20 protein-coding genes are annotated in these 17620 nt (G+C 53.3%); 8 read left to right on the top strand and 12 right to left on the bottom strand.

The genetic code is table 11. The features are described 5' to 3' along the window. Positions 1-88: 88 nt before the first annotated feature. The 4 genes from FMM01_RS10655 to FMM01_RS10640 are packed head-to-tail and all read left to right on the top strand — an operon-like array spanning position 89 to position 2079. On the top strand, positions 89-649 hold the full coding sequence (locus FMM01_RS10655; RefSeq protein ID WP_150392505.1) for a GNAT family N-acetyltransferase: 561 nt from the start codon (positions 89-91) through the stop codon (positions 647-649). Beyond that, a complete protein-coding gene (locus tag FMM01_RS10650) occupies positions 646-1143 on the top strand; it encodes a GNAT family N-acetyltransferase (RefSeq protein ID WP_150392504.1) in 498 nt (165 codons plus the stop codon). The genes FMM01_RS10655 and FMM01_RS10650 overlap by 4 nt, the downstream gene beginning before the upstream one ends. A gap of 13 nt (positions 1144-1156) precedes the next feature. After that, a complete protein-coding gene (locus FMM01_RS10645) occupies positions 1157-1708 on the top strand; it encodes a histidine phosphatase family protein (RefSeq protein WP_027828384.1) in 552 nt (183 codons plus the stop codon). Positions 1709-1755: 47 nt separating this feature from the next. Further along, positions 1756-2079 (top strand): hypothetical protein, encoded by a 324-nt coding sequence (locus tag FMM01_RS10640; protein WP_150392503.1) that lies wholly within the window; start codon positions 1756-1758, stop codon positions 2077-2079. 51 nt (positions 2080-2130) lie between these two features. On the opposite strand, the gene FMM01_RS10635 is transcribed toward FMM01_RS10640, so the two are convergent. The 4 genes from FMM01_RS10635 to FMM01_RS10625 form a co-directional block, all read right to left on the bottom strand. After that, positions 2131-2817, bottom strand: coding sequence for a class I SAM-dependent methyltransferase (locus FMM01_RS10635; RefSeq protein ID WP_150392502.1), 687 nt, complete (start codon positions 2815-2817; stop codon positions 2131-2133). 105 nt (positions 2818-2922) lie between these two features. Further along, complete coding sequence (locus FMM01_RS10630) at positions 2923-4725, bottom strand: ABC transporter ATP-binding protein (RefSeq protein ID WP_150392501.1); 1803 nt, start codon at positions 4723-4725, stop codon at positions 2923-2925. Between the two features lie 34 nt (positions 4726-4759). Beyond that, entirely contained in the window at positions 4760-4915 is a 156-nt protein-coding gene (locus FMM01_RS16290; RefSeq protein ID WP_155827900.1) for a hypothetical protein, read from the bottom strand. Between the two features lie 20 nt (positions 4916-4935). Beyond that, the gene (locus FMM01_RS10625; protein WP_146994467.1) at positions 4936-5337 is read right to left on the bottom strand and encodes a CopG family transcriptional regulator; all 402 of its coding nucleotides are present in this window, start codon (positions 5335-5337) and stop codon (positions 4936-4938) included. A 139-nt stretch (positions 5338-5476) separates the two neighbouring features. Between FMM01_RS10625 and FMM01_RS10620 the strand changes: the two genes are divergently transcribed. The 3 genes from FMM01_RS10620 (at position 5477) to FMM01_RS10610 (ending at position 7801) form a co-directional block, all read left to right on the top strand. Then, on the top strand, positions 5477-6079 hold the full coding sequence (locus FMM01_RS10620) for a histidine phosphatase family protein (protein WP_190973495.1): 603 nt from the start codon (positions 5477-5479) through the stop codon (positions 6077-6079). A 47-nt stretch (positions 6080-6126) separates the two neighbouring features. Beyond that, a complete protein-coding gene (locus FMM01_RS10615; RefSeq protein WP_146994466.1) occupies positions 6127-6894 on the top strand; it encodes an SGNH/GDSL hydrolase family protein in 768 nt (255 codons plus the stop codon). Positions 6895-6979: 85 nt separating this feature from the next. After that, positions 6980-7801 carry a DUF2785 domain-containing protein gene (locus FMM01_RS10610; protein ID WP_051225253.1) on the top strand — a complete coding sequence of 274 codons (822 nt, stop codon included), beginning with the start codon at positions 6980-6982 and terminating at the stop codon, positions 7799-7801. On the opposite strand, the gene FMM01_RS10605 is transcribed toward FMM01_RS10610, so the two are convergent. Further along, the gene (locus FMM01_RS10605) at positions 7776-9320 is read right to left on the bottom strand and encodes a hypothetical protein (protein WP_150392499.1); all 1545 of its coding nucleotides are present in this window, start codon (positions 9318-9320) and stop codon (positions 7776-7778) included. The genes FMM01_RS10610 and FMM01_RS10605 overlap by 26 nt on opposite strands. 136 nt (positions 9321-9456) lie before the next feature. Between FMM01_RS10605 and FMM01_RS10600 the strand changes: the two genes are divergently transcribed. Further along, positions 9457-10743 (top strand): PTS sugar transporter subunit IIC, encoded by a 1287-nt coding sequence (locus FMM01_RS10600; protein WP_027828393.1) that lies wholly within the window; start codon positions 9457-9459, stop codon positions 10741-10743. A gap of 229 nt (positions 10744-10972) precedes the next feature. Here FMM01_RS10600 and FMM01_RS10595 read toward each other — a convergent pair whose 3' ends face one another. The 7 genes from FMM01_RS10595 to FMM01_RS10565 form a co-directional block, all read right to left on the bottom strand. After that, on the bottom strand, positions 10973-11818 hold the full coding sequence (locus FMM01_RS10595) for a hypothetical protein (protein ID WP_150392498.1): 846 nt from the start codon (positions 11816-11818) through the stop codon (positions 10973-10975). A gap of 84 nt (positions 11819-11902) precedes the next feature. Then, the gene (locus tag FMM01_RS10590; RefSeq protein WP_150392497.1) at positions 11903-13327 is read right to left on the bottom strand and encodes a hypothetical protein; all 1425 of its coding nucleotides are present in this window, start codon (positions 13325-13327) and stop codon (positions 11903-11905) included. Positions 13328-13820: 493 nt separating this feature from the next. After that, positions 13821-14567: a hypothetical protein gene (locus tag FMM01_RS10585; protein WP_150392496.1), complete on the bottom strand. Its 747-nt coding sequence runs from the start codon at positions 14565-14567 to the stop codon at positions 13821-13823. Between the two features lie 327 nt (positions 14568-14894). Then, positions 14895-15257, bottom strand: a complete 363-nt coding sequence (locus tag FMM01_RS10580; RefSeq protein WP_150392495.1) for a DUF1648 domain-containing protein — start codon at positions 15255-15257, stop codon at positions 14895-14897. A gap of 108 nt (positions 15258-15365) precedes the next feature. Next, positions 15366-15578 carry an Mce/MlaD family protein gene (locus tag FMM01_RS10575; protein ID WP_150392494.1) on the bottom strand — a complete coding sequence of 71 codons (213 nt, stop codon included), beginning with the start codon at positions 15576-15578 and terminating at the stop codon, positions 15366-15368. Between the two features lie 12 nt (positions 15579-15590). Beyond that, a complete protein-coding gene (locus FMM01_RS10570; protein ID WP_150392493.1) occupies positions 15591-16175 on the bottom strand; it encodes a hypothetical protein in 585 nt (194 codons plus the stop codon). Between the two features lie 161 nt (positions 16176-16336). Further along, complete coding sequence (locus tag FMM01_RS10565) at positions 16337-17542, bottom strand: RNA-guided endonuclease InsQ/TnpB family protein (protein WP_150392492.1); 1206 nt, start codon at positions 17540-17542, stop codon at positions 16337-16339. Positions 17543-17620 lie beyond the last annotated feature (78 nt).

Here is a 17620-nt window from a genome sequence, read left to right as displayed (position 1 = left end):
GATAAACCAACTGTTTGGGGTTGGTCTGTCAGGTGCTTTTCGTACGTGGTATGATAAGTTTTAATTTCTTTCTGAAAAAGGTGATGGCATGTTTTCATACGCAATCGATGACCACCTGGCGCTGACCCTGCCCCGGCCGGCGGCGGATGCGCAGGAAATGTTTACGCTGATCGACGATAACCGGGCAGACCTGACCCAGTGGCTGCGATTTGTCCCGCGGTTGAAAGTTGTCGCGGATGAACAGCGCATTTTAACTACCATGCTCCAGACTTACGGCAACGGCGGCGCACTGGATACAATCATTCGGCTGGATGGCCGCGCCGTCGGCATGATCAGCTACAATCATTTCCGGGCATCTACTCATAGTGCAGACATCGGTTATTGGCTGGCCCCGACCGCCCGGGGTCAGAATATTATGCACCGGGCCGTGGCGGCGATGCTGACGATTGGATTCCAGGAGTATGATCTGCACAAAGTAGAGTTGATTGCGTTGAAAGAGAATGAAACCAGCAACCAAGTGGCCCTGCACGCCGGTTTCCACCTGGATGGGACGCTGCGGGCGGCGCAGTATATTCGAGGAAAATACCGGGATGCCAATTTATACACGCTGCTCCAGTCGGAATGGGCCAGAAAGCAGGCTGAAAAATGACTGGCGCAGCAGTGACCGTGCGGCCAGCCCGCATTGACGACGATTTCGCGGCGGTCCAGGCGCTTTACCTGCGCACCTGGCGGACGGCATATCGCGATCTTTTGCCAGCGGGCTTTTTGGGCCAACTATCGGTGACCAGCTGGCACCCGCAGCAGCGCTGGCAGCGGACTTTTCTCGCCATCACGGCGGGCGGCCAGATCGTTGGGGTATGCAGTTACGGACCGGGACGCCAGCCGGAACGCCAAGGGTGGGGCGAGATCTATTCGCTCTACGTTGATCCGGACTTTGAAGGTCAGGGCATCGGCGGACAATTATTTACGGCGGCGATTAAGCAGTTGCAAAGTGACTACACCAAGCTTTATTTGATTGTTTTAACGAATAATCAGACGGCCCGGACATTCTACGCGCACCATGGTTTCCATGCTGTGGGAGCAGCAGAAGATACAGATACACCATTTGGGACCATCCACGAAATTACGTATACGAAGGAATAGGGGACTTTAGGATATGCGGACAATTTATCTCATTCGGCACGGGGAGCCGGATACGACCATTCATGACGATGTACGGCGGCCGCTAACACCGGCTGGTGAGCAGCAGGCCCTGGATTTGGTACCATTATTTCAAAACGTTACGCTGGATGCCGTCTATGCCAGTCCCTTCACCCGGGCTCGGACCACGGTGGCGCCGCTGGCATCGGCCCATGATCTGGCGGTTCAGCTGGACATGCGGCTGCAAGAACGCCAGCTGCCTGGTTGGCTGAAGGATTTCTCAGCGTATGCCAAGCAGCAATGGCAGGACTTGGATTATACGCAGCCCGGCGGCGAAAGTATTCACGCGGTTCAGCAGCGCTACCTCTCGTTTTTCAATGGCCTGCCGGAAGCGGGCACCTTCGCCATCGGCAGCCATGGGATGGCGATGAGCAGTATTGTGGAATATGTTAATGCGGGGCAGGGGGCGGCTTATTTTGACACGATTCAGGGCCATTACGGGGTTGTTCTGCAATTGATCATGGCTGCCGGCCAGCCGCCGCGAATCACCCCTTGGCCGACCCGGTAAGGCTGTGCTACATTGGATTGGTGAGCAACGAGAAGGCAGGTGAAACCATGGCAATTAAAGATGAACCCAACGGCGTCCTCTATACCTATCTCTACCCCCGCTCCTTTAGCGGGGTCGTCCAAGCCAACGCAGCCCGAGCCGAACTCCAGCGGCGTGCTTTGAACGGTGATGCCCAGGCTGATTTCTTCCTGCGGGCGCGGACCCCGGCCACTTTCTTAAGCGGTGATGACGGAACGGCGGCGGAAGCGGCGCCGGTACCGGCGGAAAAAGCCGCGGCCAAGGGCAAGAAGAAAGATAAAGCCAAGGACAAGGATAAGAAGAAAAAGGGCAAGAAGGACAAGGCCAAAAAGAAGAAAAAGAAGGACAAATAGAAAAATGCCGGGCACATCCTGAATTTTCAGGCGGTGTCTGGCATTTTTTAATTACTGGGCGTCCTTGCTGGCCGAAATGATCAGCATCATTGGCCGACGCCATTCGTCTTTCATGTCCTCGTTATGGCGCAATGCTTCCGGCGGTTGCGGTTCGACCACGTTAGTTAAGCGGAAACCTTGATGGAGCAGAGTTTCCAGATAAGTGGTCAGCGTTCGGTGATATTTCTTAACTGTGTGGCCCAGAAAATCAGTTTCTCGGCTGGATTCATCGAAGTAGCGGTCCACCGGCCAGTAGAGCCGCTGACCCTGGGCGTCGGTGACCCAGTCTTCCTTACCCTGGGCGGTGAAAATTGGGTGCTCCACGGACATTACGAAGGTGCCTGGGGTAGCCAGCCGATCCCAGATTTTCGCGACCAGACCAGTGTAATCCTGAATATAATGGATGGCTAGCGAGCTGAGAATCACGTCATAGTGGTCCGGCAGCTGGTCAATTGCCGTCATGTCCATGACCTGGTACGTGATCCGGTCATCTTTGGTCATGTCCTTGGCCCGGTCGATCATTTTTTCTGAGGCATCAATGCCCAAGACCTGTTTAGCCCCATGTTCTGCGGCGTAGCGGCAGTGCCAACCATAACCGCAGCCGAGGTCCAGCACAGTCTTGCCGGTGAAATCCGGTAGGACGCTGCGCAGCGTCTGCCATTCGCCGGCCGCTTTCAATCCGCCTTCGGAGCGCGCCATGTGACTATAGGCGTCGAAAAAGTCTGGATTGTCATAAATCGTTGATTTTGCGATGATAATTTCCCTCCCGTGAAGCCGAATACATTGCCCCTATAGTCTACCATGTTAGGCCAGGCTTTGTTCTTGGACGAAGCGGGCATAGGTCGTGTTGCGGGTCAATAACTCAGCAGGCGTACCTTGACCGGTGATTCGGCCATTTTCTAAGACAATGACCTGGTCGGCATCACGAACGCTGGACAGCCGGTGAGCGGCGGCCAGAACGGTGTGGGTGGCGGCCAATTGGCGGATGAGGTCGCGAATGATGGCCTCAGAATCGGCATCCAAATTGGCAGTGATCTCGTCGAAAAGATAGATATCAGCCTTTTTCAGCAACGCCTGGGCGATCGTCAGCCGCTGCTTCTGCCCGCCGGACATATTGGTGCCGGCTTCGGCAATCTGACTGTCCAAGCCCGCGGGCAGCGAGGCGATGAAATCAGTCAGCTGAACGGCGGCCAGAGCCTGGTTGAGGTCGGCGTCACTGGCCTGCGGGGCCGCCAGTTGCAAGTAAGCCCGGTAAGTACCGCTGAGTACCTCGCTGGTTTGGGGGACGTAGGCCAGGTGCTGCCGCCAAGCGGTGAGGGCAAAGCAGGCAGCTGGGGTATCGCCTACTTGCAGTGTCCCGCTGGTAGGGGTGTAGAAGCGTTCCAGCACCGCCATCAAAGTGGACTTGCCGGCACCGCTGGGACCAACTAAGGCATAGAGCTGGTTCGGAATCAACGTCAAATCGAGATCGTGAACTCCGTGACCGTTCCCGTAATCCAAGGAGACTTGGTGCAGCGCCAGCGGCTGGTGCTGCAGCTGGGTGGTCAGCAATTTGGTTTCTTTTGGCGAGTCGTCTTCGCCAGCCGCAGCTAATTGCGCCAGGAGATTCTTCGCGGCACTGTCCGCCTCTTTCTGACTGGCTGAATAGCTGCTGAAGTTGAGCATCGGGTTGGCTACCTGGATGACTAAGACGAGGAAAGAAATCAGGGTGCCGTTGGTCATCCGGTTGGTGCTGACAAAGTAGCCGCCAACGGCTAAGGTGCCGCCGAGAATCAGCAGTAAGATGGTGGACATGATCGGCTGCATCCGGGACATCACCTTGGCCACCCGCAGACCTTCCCGGCGCATGGCCGCGGTTTGGTCCTGGCTCGCGGCGGTGATCTGATGTTCAGCAGTATTCGCCTTGATCAGCCGAATATTGGCAAACGCCTCGGTGATGCCGGCGGTGTAGTGCCCAGCTTCATCCAGAAAGGCGTCCATCGGCGCACCGAGCTGATTGGCCAGGCCGCTGAGCAGGCCGTACATGATCAGCAGAGCTCCGACTAAGAGCAGCGTCAGAATACCGTTCATGTAAACCAACATCCCCACGGCCCCGATAATGGTGACGATACCGCTGATCAGGCTGGGATAGCCGGCGGTGTAGTAATTCTTAATTTGGTCTAAGTTATTAGTCAGCCGGCTGGTGAGTTGACCGGAGGGTGTTTGGTCGAAAAAGGCCACTGGTTTGGCCAGAATCTTGGCCAGTGTTTGATTTTGCGTTTCCTGAACGATGGCCAAACCAGCGGCAGAGAATAGGTAGTTGCCCCAGGCGGCCAGGGCGGTGCTGCCAATCATCAACGCGCCAATGGCGATCAGCAGCCGCCAATCCACACCATGGCGGAATTGATCCACCAGCCGGCGAATGAGCAAGGGGCTGATCAGGGAAAGAAGGACACTCAGAACGAGGACCACCGCGCCAAAGCGCAGCAGGGTACGGCTTTGCCCATTAGTTTTGATCAATTGTTTGAGGTGCCGGGTCTTGGGTTTGTTCATGGTGACGTGGAACCCGGGAGTCGGCGCCTCTGCCGGCGTCTCGTCGACTGAATCATTGCGGTGGATTTCAATCATGGTGGTTTCCTTCTTTCTCGCGGAGCCTTAGCGGTTACCGGTGTTGACGATGATGGATGATGCCTAGAGCGACGATGCCGACGACCAGAGCGATAAACAGCCGCGGCTTGTTAACATCAATTTGGATTCTTGGCCGTTCCGCGTTGTTTTTGATATCGGTGGGGTCAGTGTAATGCTGGATGCGGATCATAAGTCATTCCTTCTTTCTAGTTAGTAACCATACCGGTCTTTAATTTCCTTACTGGCTTTCATCACGCCATTGATGGTGATTTTCGGATAGGCAGCCTGCAGCTCGTCGGGATCGACATCCCGGTCAATGGTCAGGTAGCCGATGACATGGAGCTCGGACTGGCGGTGTTCGGCCAGGTTCTTCGCGACATCGGCCTGACCGATGCGGGTAATGCCGACGACCCATTCGCCGGTATTGCGTTCTTTGCGCTGGATTTCTTTGAACTGGTCGTCGTAATCGTGCAGCCGGGTCTTCACCGCGTTTTTGATAAAGTCGCTGCGGTTGCCGTAGAACCCCTGGTCGACGAGCAGGTCGATGTACCCCAGGTCCACGGGGTCAATATTGATTGTCACTTTTTCGGTCATGGATTTTGGTCGGGCCATTTGACTCACCTCGTTTTTCTTTATGAGGTAATAATACCATCCATACGGATGGTATCAAGATGGTTTAAAAGGATTTTTGATTTTGGTTGGCAAAGAGAATAAGGTACAATAAAGCGGATACATATTGAGAGGAGCTCTACTGATGACTCAAACTTTGTACTTGATGCGCCATGGCCAAACCCTGTTCAACGCTCAGCACCGAATCCAGGGCTGGTGTGATTCGCCATTAACAGAAAAAGGCATCGCCCAGGCCAAGATTGCTGCCGACTATTTTCCTGATAATGGCATCACCCTGGATGCGGCCTACTGTTCCACGGCAGAACGGGCCAGCGACACCTTGGAATTGGTGACCCAACTGCCCTATACGCGGGTGAAGGGGTTGCGGGAATGGAACTTTGGCGCATTTGAAGCCCAGCCGGAATACTTGAACCCGCCGCTGCCTTACAATGATTTCTTTGTTCGGTATGGCGGCGAGAGTCAGGACCAAGTGCAAGACCGATTGAGCAAGACAATCACGACCATCATGGCCCACGATCCGAGTCAGCACGTTTTAATGGTTTCCCATGGTGGGGCAATTGCTAACTTCTACCGGGCATGGCAGCAATATGAGGCCATTCCCTTCACCGGGCATTTCGGAAACTGCTGTATCCTAACCTTCACTTTTGACGGTCAGCATTTTGTCTTACAAGCCGTGTTCAACCCCGACTTTAGCGAACTTGACGCGCCTCACGCTCAGAAATAATGGTATGATATTCTCTGAAAGATAGTCAGAGGGGCGGAATTGTTCGTATGCATGAAAAGAAATCAAACGGTAAGAAAATTGCAGCCATCATCATTGCCATCTTGGTCCTTGTTGTCGCAGGCGGCGGTATTTGGTACGGCGTCCAGGCCAACAATAATCGGGTCCAGGCGGAGCAGGCAGCGAAGAAAAAGGCGGCAGCCGCCAGCAGCGCGAAGAAAAAGGCGGCAGCTGAATCCAGCAGTGCGGCAGCCGCTTCGTCCCAGGCAGCGGCTGATCCGTTATTCGGCAAGTTGAAGCAATATGGTCTGACCTATCCAGAATTGCAGTATGCCAAGACCATGCCGGTGACCTTCGTCGGTGATTCCGTGATGCTGGGCAGCGAGAGTTTCCTTAAAGAAATCTTCCCTAAGATGACCATGGCCGCCGACGTCAGCCGCCAGGCGTATGGTGTGCCAGCGGTGCTGAAGAAGCTGAATAGTGAGAATAAGCTGGCCGACACGGTTGTTCTCGGCGTCGGCACTAATGGGACCTTCACCGCCGATACGACCAAGGAGATCATGGATGTGCTCGGCAGTAAGCGGGACGTCTTCTGGATCAACGTGCACGTACCCAGCCAGCCGTGGGAAGCCCAGTCCAATGCACAGATCAAGAATGCGGCGGAGAAATACAAGAACGTCCACCTGATTGACTGGTACACCGAGGCTAAGAACCATACCGACTGGTTCGCAGCCGATGGCTTCCACCCCAGTACGGCTGGTCAGCCGCACTATTACACGCTGGTGGCGAAGCAGGTATTGCAGCAGGCGGCTAAGTAAATAGTTTTTGGCACGCAAAGCCTGGGACGCTTCCCGGGCTATTTTCTTGCTATACTTAAGGGAAAAGAGTGATGGGGGAATTAGGATGGCAATGACGAAAGAGCTGGCCGCGTTGGTGGACGCCAGCCCGTTGGCAATTACGGATAACGAGCTTACCTTTATGCTGGATCATATTGGCGACCCGGACGGCCGGTTGCGGGATGAAATCATTTATACACTGTTTGGCCGCGGTTTTTTTGAGGGCGGCTTTGACGCTGATCAGCGCAAAGAAGTGGCGGCGACAATATTGCAGCGCAATGACCTATGGCGGGACATTGACCGGCCCGATACCGACGCCGTTTTTGGCCGGACGTTTACTGCACTCGTCGGGACGCTGATCCTGAATTATGACGGCGAACACGCCTTTTTGACGACGGAACAGCGTAATACCTTCTTCCAGTGGGCCGTGACGTATTTGCAGCGGGAAAAAGATTATCGCGGCTATGTTTCCGGCCATGGTTGGGCCCATGGGGTGGCCCACGGGGCGGACTTTCTGGGGGCAGCGGTGCATCATCCCCAATTTCGCCACACCTTGATTCCCGACGTGCAAAAAAGCGTCGTCACGGTGTTGAACCGAATGACGACGCCTTTCTTGGATGATGAGGAACAGCGGCTGGCCGCTGCGCTGGTGCTGGGCCTCAATGCGCATAACATTTCACTGCGGGAGTGGACCGATTGGCTGGCGGTGGAGCACACGTATCTGTGGAACAAGTATGCCAATGACAATCTGGCCAGCTACTACCGCCTCAGTGCATGGCTGCGAATCATGCAGAATGCCTATTTTCTGCTGCATGATGATGATCCGGCCCGTCAGCCTTGTTTGGCCTTTATCAATGATTACTTTATTCAGATGGGATTTCGCGGTTAATCAGCTCTGCTTCTAAGGCCCGAGTGCGGCTCCAGCGGCCCAGCAGGATATCATAAATCGTACGCAGGGTGGACGTGGCCCCGATACCTTTGTCGGCAATGACTGTTTCGGCATGGTCGGCGGCGCGGTCCGCCTGAATGTCCTTCATCGCTTGGACGGTGGCATGGTGGGCCTTGGTACGGTCGGCAATGATGATGGCGTCAGGTTCACTGTACGCAATTTGGCGGATCTGATTGATTGACATGGCATCGGGCCGTTCGACGTGGATCACCGCGCCCAATTGTTTCAGTTGATTGCGGATGCCCCGGGCATCCTGCCAGGTCAGAATATGGATGGGGACGTCCTGGAAGAGTTGGGGATTTTCCAACCATTCCGGCAAGGGCGTCTCTTTTTTGGGTTTAGCCGGGCGGACCTTGCTGTGCTGACTGTAGCGATCTAAGGCCAAGTGCAGCGATTTTTTGGTGGTCGGCGCGGTCGGTGCAGTCGACTCCGCCGTTTCCGTATGGGCGAGGACATCTTTGACCAAGTCCGCATCCTGGCTTTCGGCGGGCGTGGTCACTTTGATGCGGGCGACATCGGTGAGCGGAATATTCGCCGGCCGGGGCGCAGGCGTCACCGTGGCCGGGCGTTTGTATTGGATCGGTTTGGTCCGGTTCTCATTGAGAATCGTTAGGATCTTCTTCAGTTGGTCGTAAGAGACCAGTGGGGCAAACAGCTCGACGGCCACTTTGCCGATTGGCCGCCAGCGGGCTTCGTTGGTGAAGACTTGGCGCAGTTCGTTAGTGTTCTGGATTTGCTGCTGGACTTCGGTTTTCAATTCAGCAATCTGATTGGTTAGCGCTGGAATAGTTTTACGTTTCAAAACGGCATAGGGTGACTGTTCCTGTTGCCACAGGCGGTAGGCGGCAATATATTGCTCCTGGTTCATAGCGATCCATTGCCCTTGCAGGGTCTTGTTGCGCCGGTTGGCATTGACCAGGCGGGTGCGCAGGGCCTTGTTTTCTTGGCGCAGTTTGCCAGTCCGTTTGGCTAGTAACTCGTTTTTGTCATGCAGACTTTGGATGGTTCGGTGGGTGGCAATGTTCGCTGTTTGGGCTGACTGCATATCCGTGACGGCGGTCTGATATTTTTCTTGCCACTGTGCGGTGGTTGTCTGTTCCGCCAGCACCTTCTGTTTCAAGTTCTGGATGGCCTCCTGCTGCGCCACCAAGCCGCGGCGGGCCTTGGCCAGCTGATGCTTAAGCCGGTAGAGCTCCTGCTGATCCGCGCCGCGGTTCGGTTTTGCTGCCTCCGGGCGCGCGGCCTTGATGGGTGCCGGCTTTTCTTTCTTTACTGGTTTGGCTCTGCCCGGTTTTGAGCCGGTCTGCTGGTTGACTGCCGCAGATCTGGCAGTCGTCCGTTTGACAAACTCCGCCATCAATTCTTTGCGTTTCTCCTCAGCTGACTCTTGTTTGTTTTTGCCGCCCTTGTTGATGGTGTGCAGGACATTCTTTAATTCTAAATAGCTTGCTTTAGGCATCACCGGCACCTCGCTTTCTCTCATCTATTTGTCTTTATTTTAACAGAGAAAGAGTGTTCGCGGGAGAATAATCTTGGAATCGCTTTCTGATAAAAATACCCTGTATAATAACTATATACGAGGGAGGGAACACCTAATGAATGGGTTTGAAAAATTTCTAAACAAGTATCTGGCCCCCATCGCCAATAAGATGAATGCGAATACGTTCTTTTCGACACTGGCCGGGGCTTTTATGCGCACCCTGCCGGTGACCATTGGGGTCTCGGTAATCTTGATTATCTACGGGTTGCCCATTCCGGCCTGGCAGCAATATATTTATGGCTCGGATCTGAACAACCAGTTCAACGCCGCCATCAATGCGTCGATGAATGCATTGGGGATTTACGTCGCCTTCAACTTTGCCTACTTGTATGCCAAGCAGAAAAAGATGGATGGTTTGAATGCTGGGTTGTTGTCCGTTGTCGGTTTCTTGATGCTGATGCCGCAGGTGATCAAGACGGGTAAAACCACAACGGTCTCCGGTTTTTTGACCAATAATACCGGTGGCGGCGGTTTGATCGTGGCAATTTTAGTCGGTTACATCACGGCGAAATTGTTTGTGGTCCTGACAGAACATCACTTCACCATCAAGATGCCCCAAGGGGTACCGCCAATGGTCGAGGAATCCATGAGTCCGGCCCTGATCGGCATCGTGATTCTGACGCTGATGTTTGCGCTGCGGATGGTATTCTATGTAACGCCATACCACGATATCTTCACCATGATCAGCAAGCTGATCCAGCTGCCGCTGCAAAATCTCACCGGGAACGTATGGAGTGTCATCGTGCTGGCCACGCTGACCAACGTCTTCTGGTTCTTCGGTCTGCATCCGTCCCTAATTCTGGGGATTGCCAGCCCGATTCTGATGTCGCTGCTGACTGAAAATATTAATGCACTGGCGGCACAAAAACCGCTGCCGTATTTGGCCGCGGGTATCGTGTATGTGATGACCAGCAACATCTTTGGCGGCCAGGGGCAAACGTATGGGCTGGTATTCGCCATGTCCCGGGCTAAATCCGCCCGCTATAAGCAATTATTTAAGTTGGAAGCTTTGCCGGCGCTGTTCAACGTGAACGAGCCGTTAATTTTCGGTTTTCCAATCATGCTGAATCCGATTTTCTTCCTGCCCATGCTGCTGGTGGCGCCGGTTTCCGGTTTTGCCACGTGGGGCATGATCAAGCTGCTGGGAATTACGAAATATCTGGCGTCCGCTCAGCTGCCGTGGACGACACCGGGACCGATGCAGATCTTCATCCTCGGCGGCTGGCAGTTGCTGCTGGTGATGGTTGTGGTGCTGGTCCTGAATTTCTTCCTATGGTATCCGTTCTTCAAAATTGCTGACCGGCGGGCGGTGCTGGAGGAGCAGGAAGCAACGCAAGCATAAATCTTAGAAAGACATGCAAAAAAGGCCACGACTGACGAGGTGACCGTTATATTTCACCTGGTCTTCGTGACCTTCGCCTTTAAGTTTGAGCTCAGCGTGTAACCGCTTGCTCACGGGCTGGGCAACCACCATTGCTCAACCTGTAATCATATTACATCAGCATTTTGATTGACGGCCAAGACAGTAAAAAAAAGGCGAGTCTTCTGTTTTTGAAGGCTCGCCTTTGCTATTACAACCCGTCCTTGACGGTATAAGTCACAGTCGATTCATATTTGCCAGACTTGACCACGGTATTCGGTACGGTCAGTTTGGCGTCCGCGTACGTGAGCGTTAGCGGTGTAGCATCGGTGGTGGATTCCAGCACTCGGTTCAGGAAGAACAGCTGCTGCGTCACGTTGTTCGAGAGCATTGTCTCCGGTGTGTGGTTCGCAACGATTGGCGCCTTCAAGTCCGGGTCTGTGGGATACTGGTAATCCGCCGGCATCGTTGGCAGGCCGAGATCTAACTTGAAATCGGTGTGCGCTTCGCTGGCATCCGGGTTGGCAAATGCAGACAGGCGGCCGGTGACCCGCCAACTCAGCGCGCCGGTATTATTGGCTTGGCTGTTATCCTGGATAACCAGTTGCGCCAGTTTCTTGCTGTCATCCGTCAAACCGTATTGCTGCTCAGACTTAGGCAGTGTCTGCTTGCCGAAGTCGAACTGGGGTACTTGCAGGATGGCCACGGTCTTCATCCGTTTCAGGTACAAGTTGCCGGTCCGGGCCAGCACCTTGCCGTTCTCATCGCCGATGACCGTTTGCAGCGTCGTGCTTTCGGGCATGTTGGCAATGTCGCTGGCCTGGTAGGTGTAACTGAAGGTGAAGGCCTGATCCTTGATCACCAAGCTGGGCATCTTGACCAGGTACCGCTGGTAGTACTTGTCCAGGTCGGTGTTGCTGGTCATCTTGGTGATGTTGGCCTCCGGCACGGCACTGCCATCCGGGGCGGTAACCGCGAGATTAGAAATGGTCGTGCCGGTGACCCGGGGAATCATGATCTGGAAGTTCTGCTTGCTGACGTCGCCGGTGTTTTTCACTGTGCCGCCGACCTTGGCTTGGTCCCCATCCTGGTAGAAGAAATGGATCGTGCTGGCCGAGTCGGTGTAGTGGTGCTCCGCCGTCTAGCTAGCGCCGTCAGTGTCGTCTCGGAGTAGGACCAGGAAGTTGGCGTTATTGGCTAAATCGGCCGAACCGGCGTCCAGTGTTGGTGTTGCCGTCTTGACGTTGATTGGCACATCGGCGTTGCGGCTCAGTTTCACGAGACCATAGAAGCCGTTGTCGGTGCTGGCCACCGGTGGAATCGTCAAGCCGGCGGTGAGATCGCCATAGGGCGGATCGCCCTCGAAGCCGTAATTCACGGAATCTCCCAGATGCAGGTCAATATCGTGCAGGTCGGCGCTGGGCACCAGCTGATCCGTGGTGGCCGTGCCCAGCGCGGTATCTGACGCAATGGGGTACGTCGTGATGGTCATCGTGTCGGTGCCGATCGTTAACCGATCCCGCCACGTACCAAGGGCTTCTTTCAGTGTTTTATCATTAATCAGTTGGCTCTTATCCAGGACGTAAATTTGGTCGCCCGTCAGGTTCATTTCCGGGCGGATATCCTGGTTCAGGGCCAACGACGTACCAGCCACCGGCAAGACGTTGTACTTGCCGGCATAGACCCAGGTGTTGTCAGGGAAGCCTTTCGTGATCTTCCCATTGTACTTGAGCGGCGCGTTAGTATCGGTGGCAACGTTCAAGGAGAGGGCGTTGTCAGTCGTTGTGTACACTCTGGTGGGATTCGGCACCGGCGTAGCGCCGCTATAGTCATAGTACTGATAGACCTGGGCGTAGCGTTCTGGGGTGATCCCGCCGGCTTTGACCAGCGTCTTGTCCGTCGCTGACTTGGTGGTTGGCGCGTAGTCATCGGTCGTGTAATTCTGATCCACGGTGAATGGCTGACCGTCATTCACTAAAATCCCATCCGAGTAGCTGTTCGGCGTGGCCGTCCGCGCGCGCATGTCGCTGCCCAGCGGATCACCGCTGGAGTGCAGTGTGTCGACGGTTTTGCTGTTGTCGAAAGGCGAGACGAAGGCCGTCCAGGAGGTGAAGTTGGTGTAGACGGGGAAATCCCGGACGTCTGTCTGGTCGGGATTCGTGGTACCGAGATCCAATTTGCTTTCGTCAATGACCGCGTAGTCCAGCGGTGATGTTCCGGCCTTCAGCTGATTGAGTAGATCGTCATTTGGTTTGGAACGGTCCTTGCCAGCAAGAACGCTGTAGGGGTCGAGTAAGGTGTTACTGCCGTAGAGTGAGATGCCAATTGCTCGGCGATTTTTGTCATCCTTGTCGTTTGTGCCGAGTGTAGTGCCTTTGTTGAAGCGGCCGTCTGCATACGGGGCGGGGAGCATTCGGCCACCAGTGATTGCTTGATAAGCTTTGTTTTGGTCGCCGGTGTATTTTGACATATCAAAGGAGAAGTTGATATGGGCAGAGCCTTCGAAGCCACTTGTTACAAAGTATGATGAGATGGCGCTTAGTACTGGTGATACAAGCATACTCATTAGCCAGCCGCCAATTGATCCGCTAGAAACAATAGCCCGATTGGAAGATGGATCAGCTGCGTTAAGCAGAGAAAGTGTTCGGCCAACGTTACCTGTCGCGTAGACTGGACTTGAAGAGAAAATACCGGCAATCCAACCGAGAATGAGACCGCCCCATTCATATGCTAACCCGTAGAAGGGATCCCAAACGGTATTTTTCCCACCAGTCTCAATAACAAATTTAGGTTGGATATTTTCACCAGAGCCAACCGTGTCAGTATCGCCATCAGCTTCTAAATTATCTAGCGGGTGAGCAATTCCATTATCAATATATCTGTTGTGCAAGTAATCTAGGTAATCAGCCGTTCCGCGTTGAAGTTGCATCAGTGCAGTAGATTGATTGTCCGGAATGTCGTATTTAAAAGGAATGCCTTTTACCTTTAAGTAGAAAACGTTTGTTTTTTTATCATCTAGGTATACATGATGGTCAAACTGGAGAGGAAAATTCAAATTCTTAATTTGACCAAGTAATACGACGTTGATGGAGTCTAAGGTAAAAATATGACTTGCCCCAATCGATCGCACCACCCAAAGATTTTGCATCAATTCCTTCTGGTAATGTTACCCGAACCATAACACCCCAATTTCCAGCCATAACCGCGTCCACCGAAGTCTTGGATTTGGCAATCTTTGCTGAAATTGGCACATTTCCAGTAACCTGCAAAAAGCCGCCATCAAATGATTGGCCATCTTTGAGTACCGGACCGCCAAGACCACCTGGTTCAATCTGGCCGTCTCCCATCAAACTTTCAACATTATTGGCATTGTAGTTATTTCTGCCGTTCACATAAAACTGATTGGCTTGTTGGGCATCAATAAAATCAATGAAGTCATTTTTATTCACATAGTTAATGCTGAACCAAGAATCGCCATGATCTTTGCTCGTGGCTGGAAATGTAATAATCGTTGGTGACTCGGTGGTCTTGCTTGCCCACGCCCCAGTTGTCCCATTGGTAATGGGGGTACCGCTAGAACCAGTCCCGGATTTTACATAGGACCCTTCGTCTTTTTGCCGAGCCCGGCCGAGCCCAGGAATCGTGTACATATCCGCTGGCGCAGTTGGTCCAGTATTGTCGAGGACATTACCAATCGTCACTGCTTGGGCATTCCCCACTATGGTCAAAATGACCATGCCAAATAGAATCGGCAGGAGCAGTCCCCGAGTGAGCCATGTCATGATTTTTCTTCTTTTGTCGTACAAAATAAAAGCCCCCTTTGATTAAATCGTTGGGGGGATCGGTTCAACCGCATATGTATAAAACGCTCCCAATCCCACTTCTCTTTAAGCTTATCAATATTGGTACGGGTTTCTTTGGCACTTCTGATAAAAAAGGTTTGTGGATAGTGGGAATTTTGAATTACGGTGATTTATTTGGCGATTAATCCCACTCAAAGAAACCAATAAGTGGGATTAATGGAATTTGGTATATATTTTTCTGAAAACATGGCAGACCCAATATGCGCCACAAAAAAAGACAGTCAGCCAAGAAAGCTGAGCTGTCGATTAGCCGCACTATTTATCGAGAATCTAATGGCTGCCGATCCACTGATAAACCATCACCGGTAAAATTCCGCTTACGACCCATAAAACGACCATGATCACCGCAAAAGCTGCCTTCGTACTGATATTCGAGCCGGATGACTCAGGATACTTGCGGTCCACCAAGCGGGGGTGCAGGATGACCCCGATCAGCGGAATCAAACAGGCAATAAAGATTTCGATCCGGTTGCCGTAACTGTCCACTTTACCAGCCGCATTCCAGTGCACTGGGATACGATCCGGAGCTTGCTGGTAAAGCCACCAGGAGATACCAAGATAGATGAGGATAACGATGAAGTTGGCGATGTAGAAGCCCCAATACGCTTTACTCACCCAAGATTTTTTAGCCATGACTAAACACCTCCCAATCTTACTGGCTTGATTATAATACCGGGGTATAGTGGGAACAAGAAAAGACGCTTTCGGAGATTGACCGAAAGCGTCTTTAGATAGAGTATGCTAGGACAAGTCGTCAGACATGTCGTCCAATTGCCGTTCCAGCGTGGCGATTTGGTGACGGACTTCCGTGATTTGGTCTTTCACTTCATCCAAGGTGAGACCTTCGTTGCTGAAGCCCTTGTAGGACGCGGTGATGTAGTCCACGTCTTCCAGTTGACGGGCCCGCTCATTGAGTTGGCCCAATTGTTCAATCAGAGTATCGAATTGATCCATAGATCGACCTCCTTAGGCGAGGGCCTCAGGTGCTGCTAATTGCGGTCCTTTACCAGCCCGGGCCAGTACCCAGTCGTCGTAGTTCCATTCTTCGGTGGCTCGACGGGAGCGGAAGTAATCCCACTCAGACTCCCGTTCCATTTCAATGATTTGACCGCCGGGGCCGACGGAGACCCAGTTATAAGAACCGTTCCGGTGGGCGAATTTCACCCAGAGCACCGGGATTTCGACCTGTACACCATGGTTGTCGGTGAAATGCCGGTTGTAGCGGTCCACCCGCATGAAACTCAGGCCGCGGGCGTAATGCGGGTCCAGCGCGGCGAATAAGCGGGCGGCTTGGTGCACCGCCGCTTCTTCAGCGGGCAGCGGGGCATCGCTGTCAACGGCGAAATTGTTGTAACTGATCAAACGCCCGTCGCGGCCGAAAATGGCGGTCACATGGGGATTATTCATGACGACCCGGCCGGGTTTCTGATAGCGGACGACTGAAACAGCTTCACCGTTCCGGCTCCGAGTATCTTCAGCGGCGTTGACAAAACCGTCAGGAATCTGCAAGTCGGATTGGGGTTTGCCTAAAACGTCAAGGAATTTGGACATCCAAAGGGCCTGCTTTCAAAAATGTCCTCAAATGTATACACATCTGGTCTATGGTGTTGCTTCAGATTTAGACCATGAAGAGGACAGTGTTTAGTCGATTTCGTCATAACCGATATTCCCCCAGCTAGACAAGCCAGCTGGGACAGTGACCGACTAGAGAATCATCTCTGAATGGTTGCCCATTCTGGCGGTGGCCCCGCCGCAAATGCGATTAAATTCTGGACCGCATTTTCATCCCGGTTGATGACCAGCCCGCATTCATAACAGCGGTACACGTCATGCTGGTGATAAATGCTGTCGCCTTGGAGCGTCATCTTGCCGCCGTAGCTGTCCTCTTTTTTGATGTAGCCGCAGTTGGAACAGCGCTGAGTCGACGGATAGAACTGGTCCGCGATCACTAGGCGGCGATGGTGCCAAAGTGCCTTGTATTCAACCGCCGTACGGAACCGGCGGAAGAGGCTGCGCTGCAGGCTTTTGACCTTTTTCTTATCCATCATCATGGCACGGACGTTGAGATCTTCCAAGCAAGGAGCGGCGTAATCCCGGATGATTTGGTGGCTGAACTGATGAATCAAGTCGTCCTGCAAAGCGTAGACCTGCTCATAAGTCCGGTTCAGTTTAGCCTTTAGCCGTTGATAATTCTTGGACCGGAAGTGATGAGGATTATCCCGCCGCTTCCGATTCAGCTGCTTTTGGTAAACTTTGATCCGCTGATGCAGGGCTGCCATCTTGGGAGTGAAGGTGTTCACTTCGCCGCCATTCCAACTAAAGTGGCCCACGTTCACGTCGACCGCGACGATGTCCCAACTGTTGGTAAAGATCGGCCGGGGCAGGTTCTCAACTAAGACGGTGATACTGGCATAGAACTTGTTGCCGCGCTTGGTTATCGTCACGGTTTTGATCTCGCCAGTAAAACGCAGTGTCTCGGCCATCTTGATCTTGGTAAACCGGTGAGTGCTTTCATGCGGCTGATCCAGAGTCAGAAACTTGCCGTTCACTGTCCCCCGGTCGGTCGTAAAACTCTGCTTGAGATCTCGCTTGCTGTGAAACTTAGGTTTGCGGGCGTCCGGCATTTTGGGATTGAAAAAGTTCTGCCAGGCCTGATGCAACCGATGGACTGCGGTTTGGAGCACGCGCGCTGACATCTGATACTGCCAGTCGGCTTTGCTCTTCACCAGTTCGTTGCGCACTTTACGCCCACTGGGCCGCAGTTTCTTATTCTTCATGAGCAGCGACTCGGTGTACATGGTGTTCCAAGCCTCTAATCCCTTGTTCCAGCAGAAACGGTTGTAGTCCATCAGCTCAGTGATAACTGCGACCATTTTGGCATTGGGATAGAGTCGAATCTTGTGGGTCTTGATCGGCATTCGATTCACCTCCTCATGTTTCAAGGATACCGAATCGAATGTACGTTTGTCTTCTCTCGCGCTCAGCTATTCAGATCA

Source organism: Schleiferilactobacillus harbinensis (assembly GCF_008694105.1).
In the GTDB taxonomy this organism is placed as follows: domain Bacteria; phylum Bacillota; class Bacilli; order Lactobacillales; family Lactobacillaceae; genus Schleiferilactobacillus; species Schleiferilactobacillus harbinensis.
This window is presented reverse-complemented; position numbering and strand designations above follow the sequence as displayed.

Excerpts from the sequence above, each read along its gene's own strand:
- FMM01_RS10655 (WP_150392505.1), top strand. The coding sequence starts at position 89 with ATGTTTTCATACGCAATCGATGACCACCTGGCGCTGACCCTGCCCCGG.
- FMM01_RS10650 (WP_150392504.1), top strand. The coding sequence starts at position 646 with ATGACTGGCGCAGCAGTGACCGTGCGGCCAGCCCGCATTGACGACGAT.
- FMM01_RS10645 (WP_027828384.1), top strand. The coding sequence starts at position 1,157 with ATGCGGACAATTTATCTCATTCGGCACGGGGAGCCGGATACGACCATT.
- FMM01_RS10640 (WP_150392503.1), top strand. The coding sequence starts at position 1,756 with ATGGCAATTAAAGATGAACCCAACGGCGTCCTCTATACCTATCTCTAC.
- FMM01_RS10635 (WP_150392502.1), bottom strand. The coding sequence starts at position 2,817 with ATGGCGCGCTCCGAAGGCGGATTGAAAGCGGCCGGCGAATGGCAGACG.
- FMM01_RS10630 (WP_150392501.1), bottom strand. The coding sequence starts at position 4,725 with ATGATTGAAATCCACCGCAATGATTCAGTCGACGAGACGCCGGCAGAG.
- FMM01_RS16290 (WP_155827900.1), bottom strand. The coding sequence starts at position 4,915 with ATGATCCGCATCCAGCATTACACTGACCCCACCGATATCAAAAACAAC.
- FMM01_RS10625 (WP_146994467.1), bottom strand. The coding sequence starts at position 5,337 with ATGGCCCGACCAAAATCCATGACCGAAAAAGTGACAATCAATATTGAC.
- FMM01_RS10615 (WP_146994466.1), top strand. The coding sequence starts at position 6,127 with ATGCATGAAAAGAAATCAAACGGTAAGAAAATTGCAGCCATCATCATT.
- FMM01_RS10610 (WP_051225253.1), top strand. The coding sequence starts at position 6,980 with ATGGCAATGACGAAAGAGCTGGCCGCGTTGGTGGACGCCAGCCCGTTG.
- FMM01_RS10605 (WP_150392499.1), bottom strand. The coding sequence starts at position 9,320 with ATGCCTAAAGCAAGCTATTTAGAATTAAAGAATGTCCTGCACACCATC.
- FMM01_RS10600 (WP_027828393.1), top strand. The coding sequence starts at position 9,457 with ATGAATGGGTTTGAAAAATTTCTAAACAAGTATCTGGCCCCCATCGCC.
- FMM01_RS10590 (WP_150392497.1), bottom strand. The coding sequence starts at position 13,327 with ATGAGTATGCTTGTATCACCAGTACTAAGCGCCATCTCATCATACTTT.
- FMM01_RS10580 (WP_150392495.1), bottom strand. The coding sequence starts at position 15,257 with ATGGCTAAAAAATCTTGGGTGAGTAAAGCGTATTGGGGCTTCTACATC.
- FMM01_RS10575 (WP_150392494.1), bottom strand. The coding sequence starts at position 15,578 with ATGGATCAATTCGATACTCTGATTGAACAATTGGGCCAACTCAATGAG.
- FMM01_RS10570 (WP_150392493.1), bottom strand. The coding sequence starts at position 16,175 with ATGTCCAAATTCCTTGACGTTTTAGGCAAACCCCAATCCGACTTGCAG.
- FMM01_RS10565 (WP_150392492.1), bottom strand. The coding sequence starts at position 17,542 with ATGCCGATCAAGACCCACAAGATTCGACTCTATCCCAATGCCAAAATG.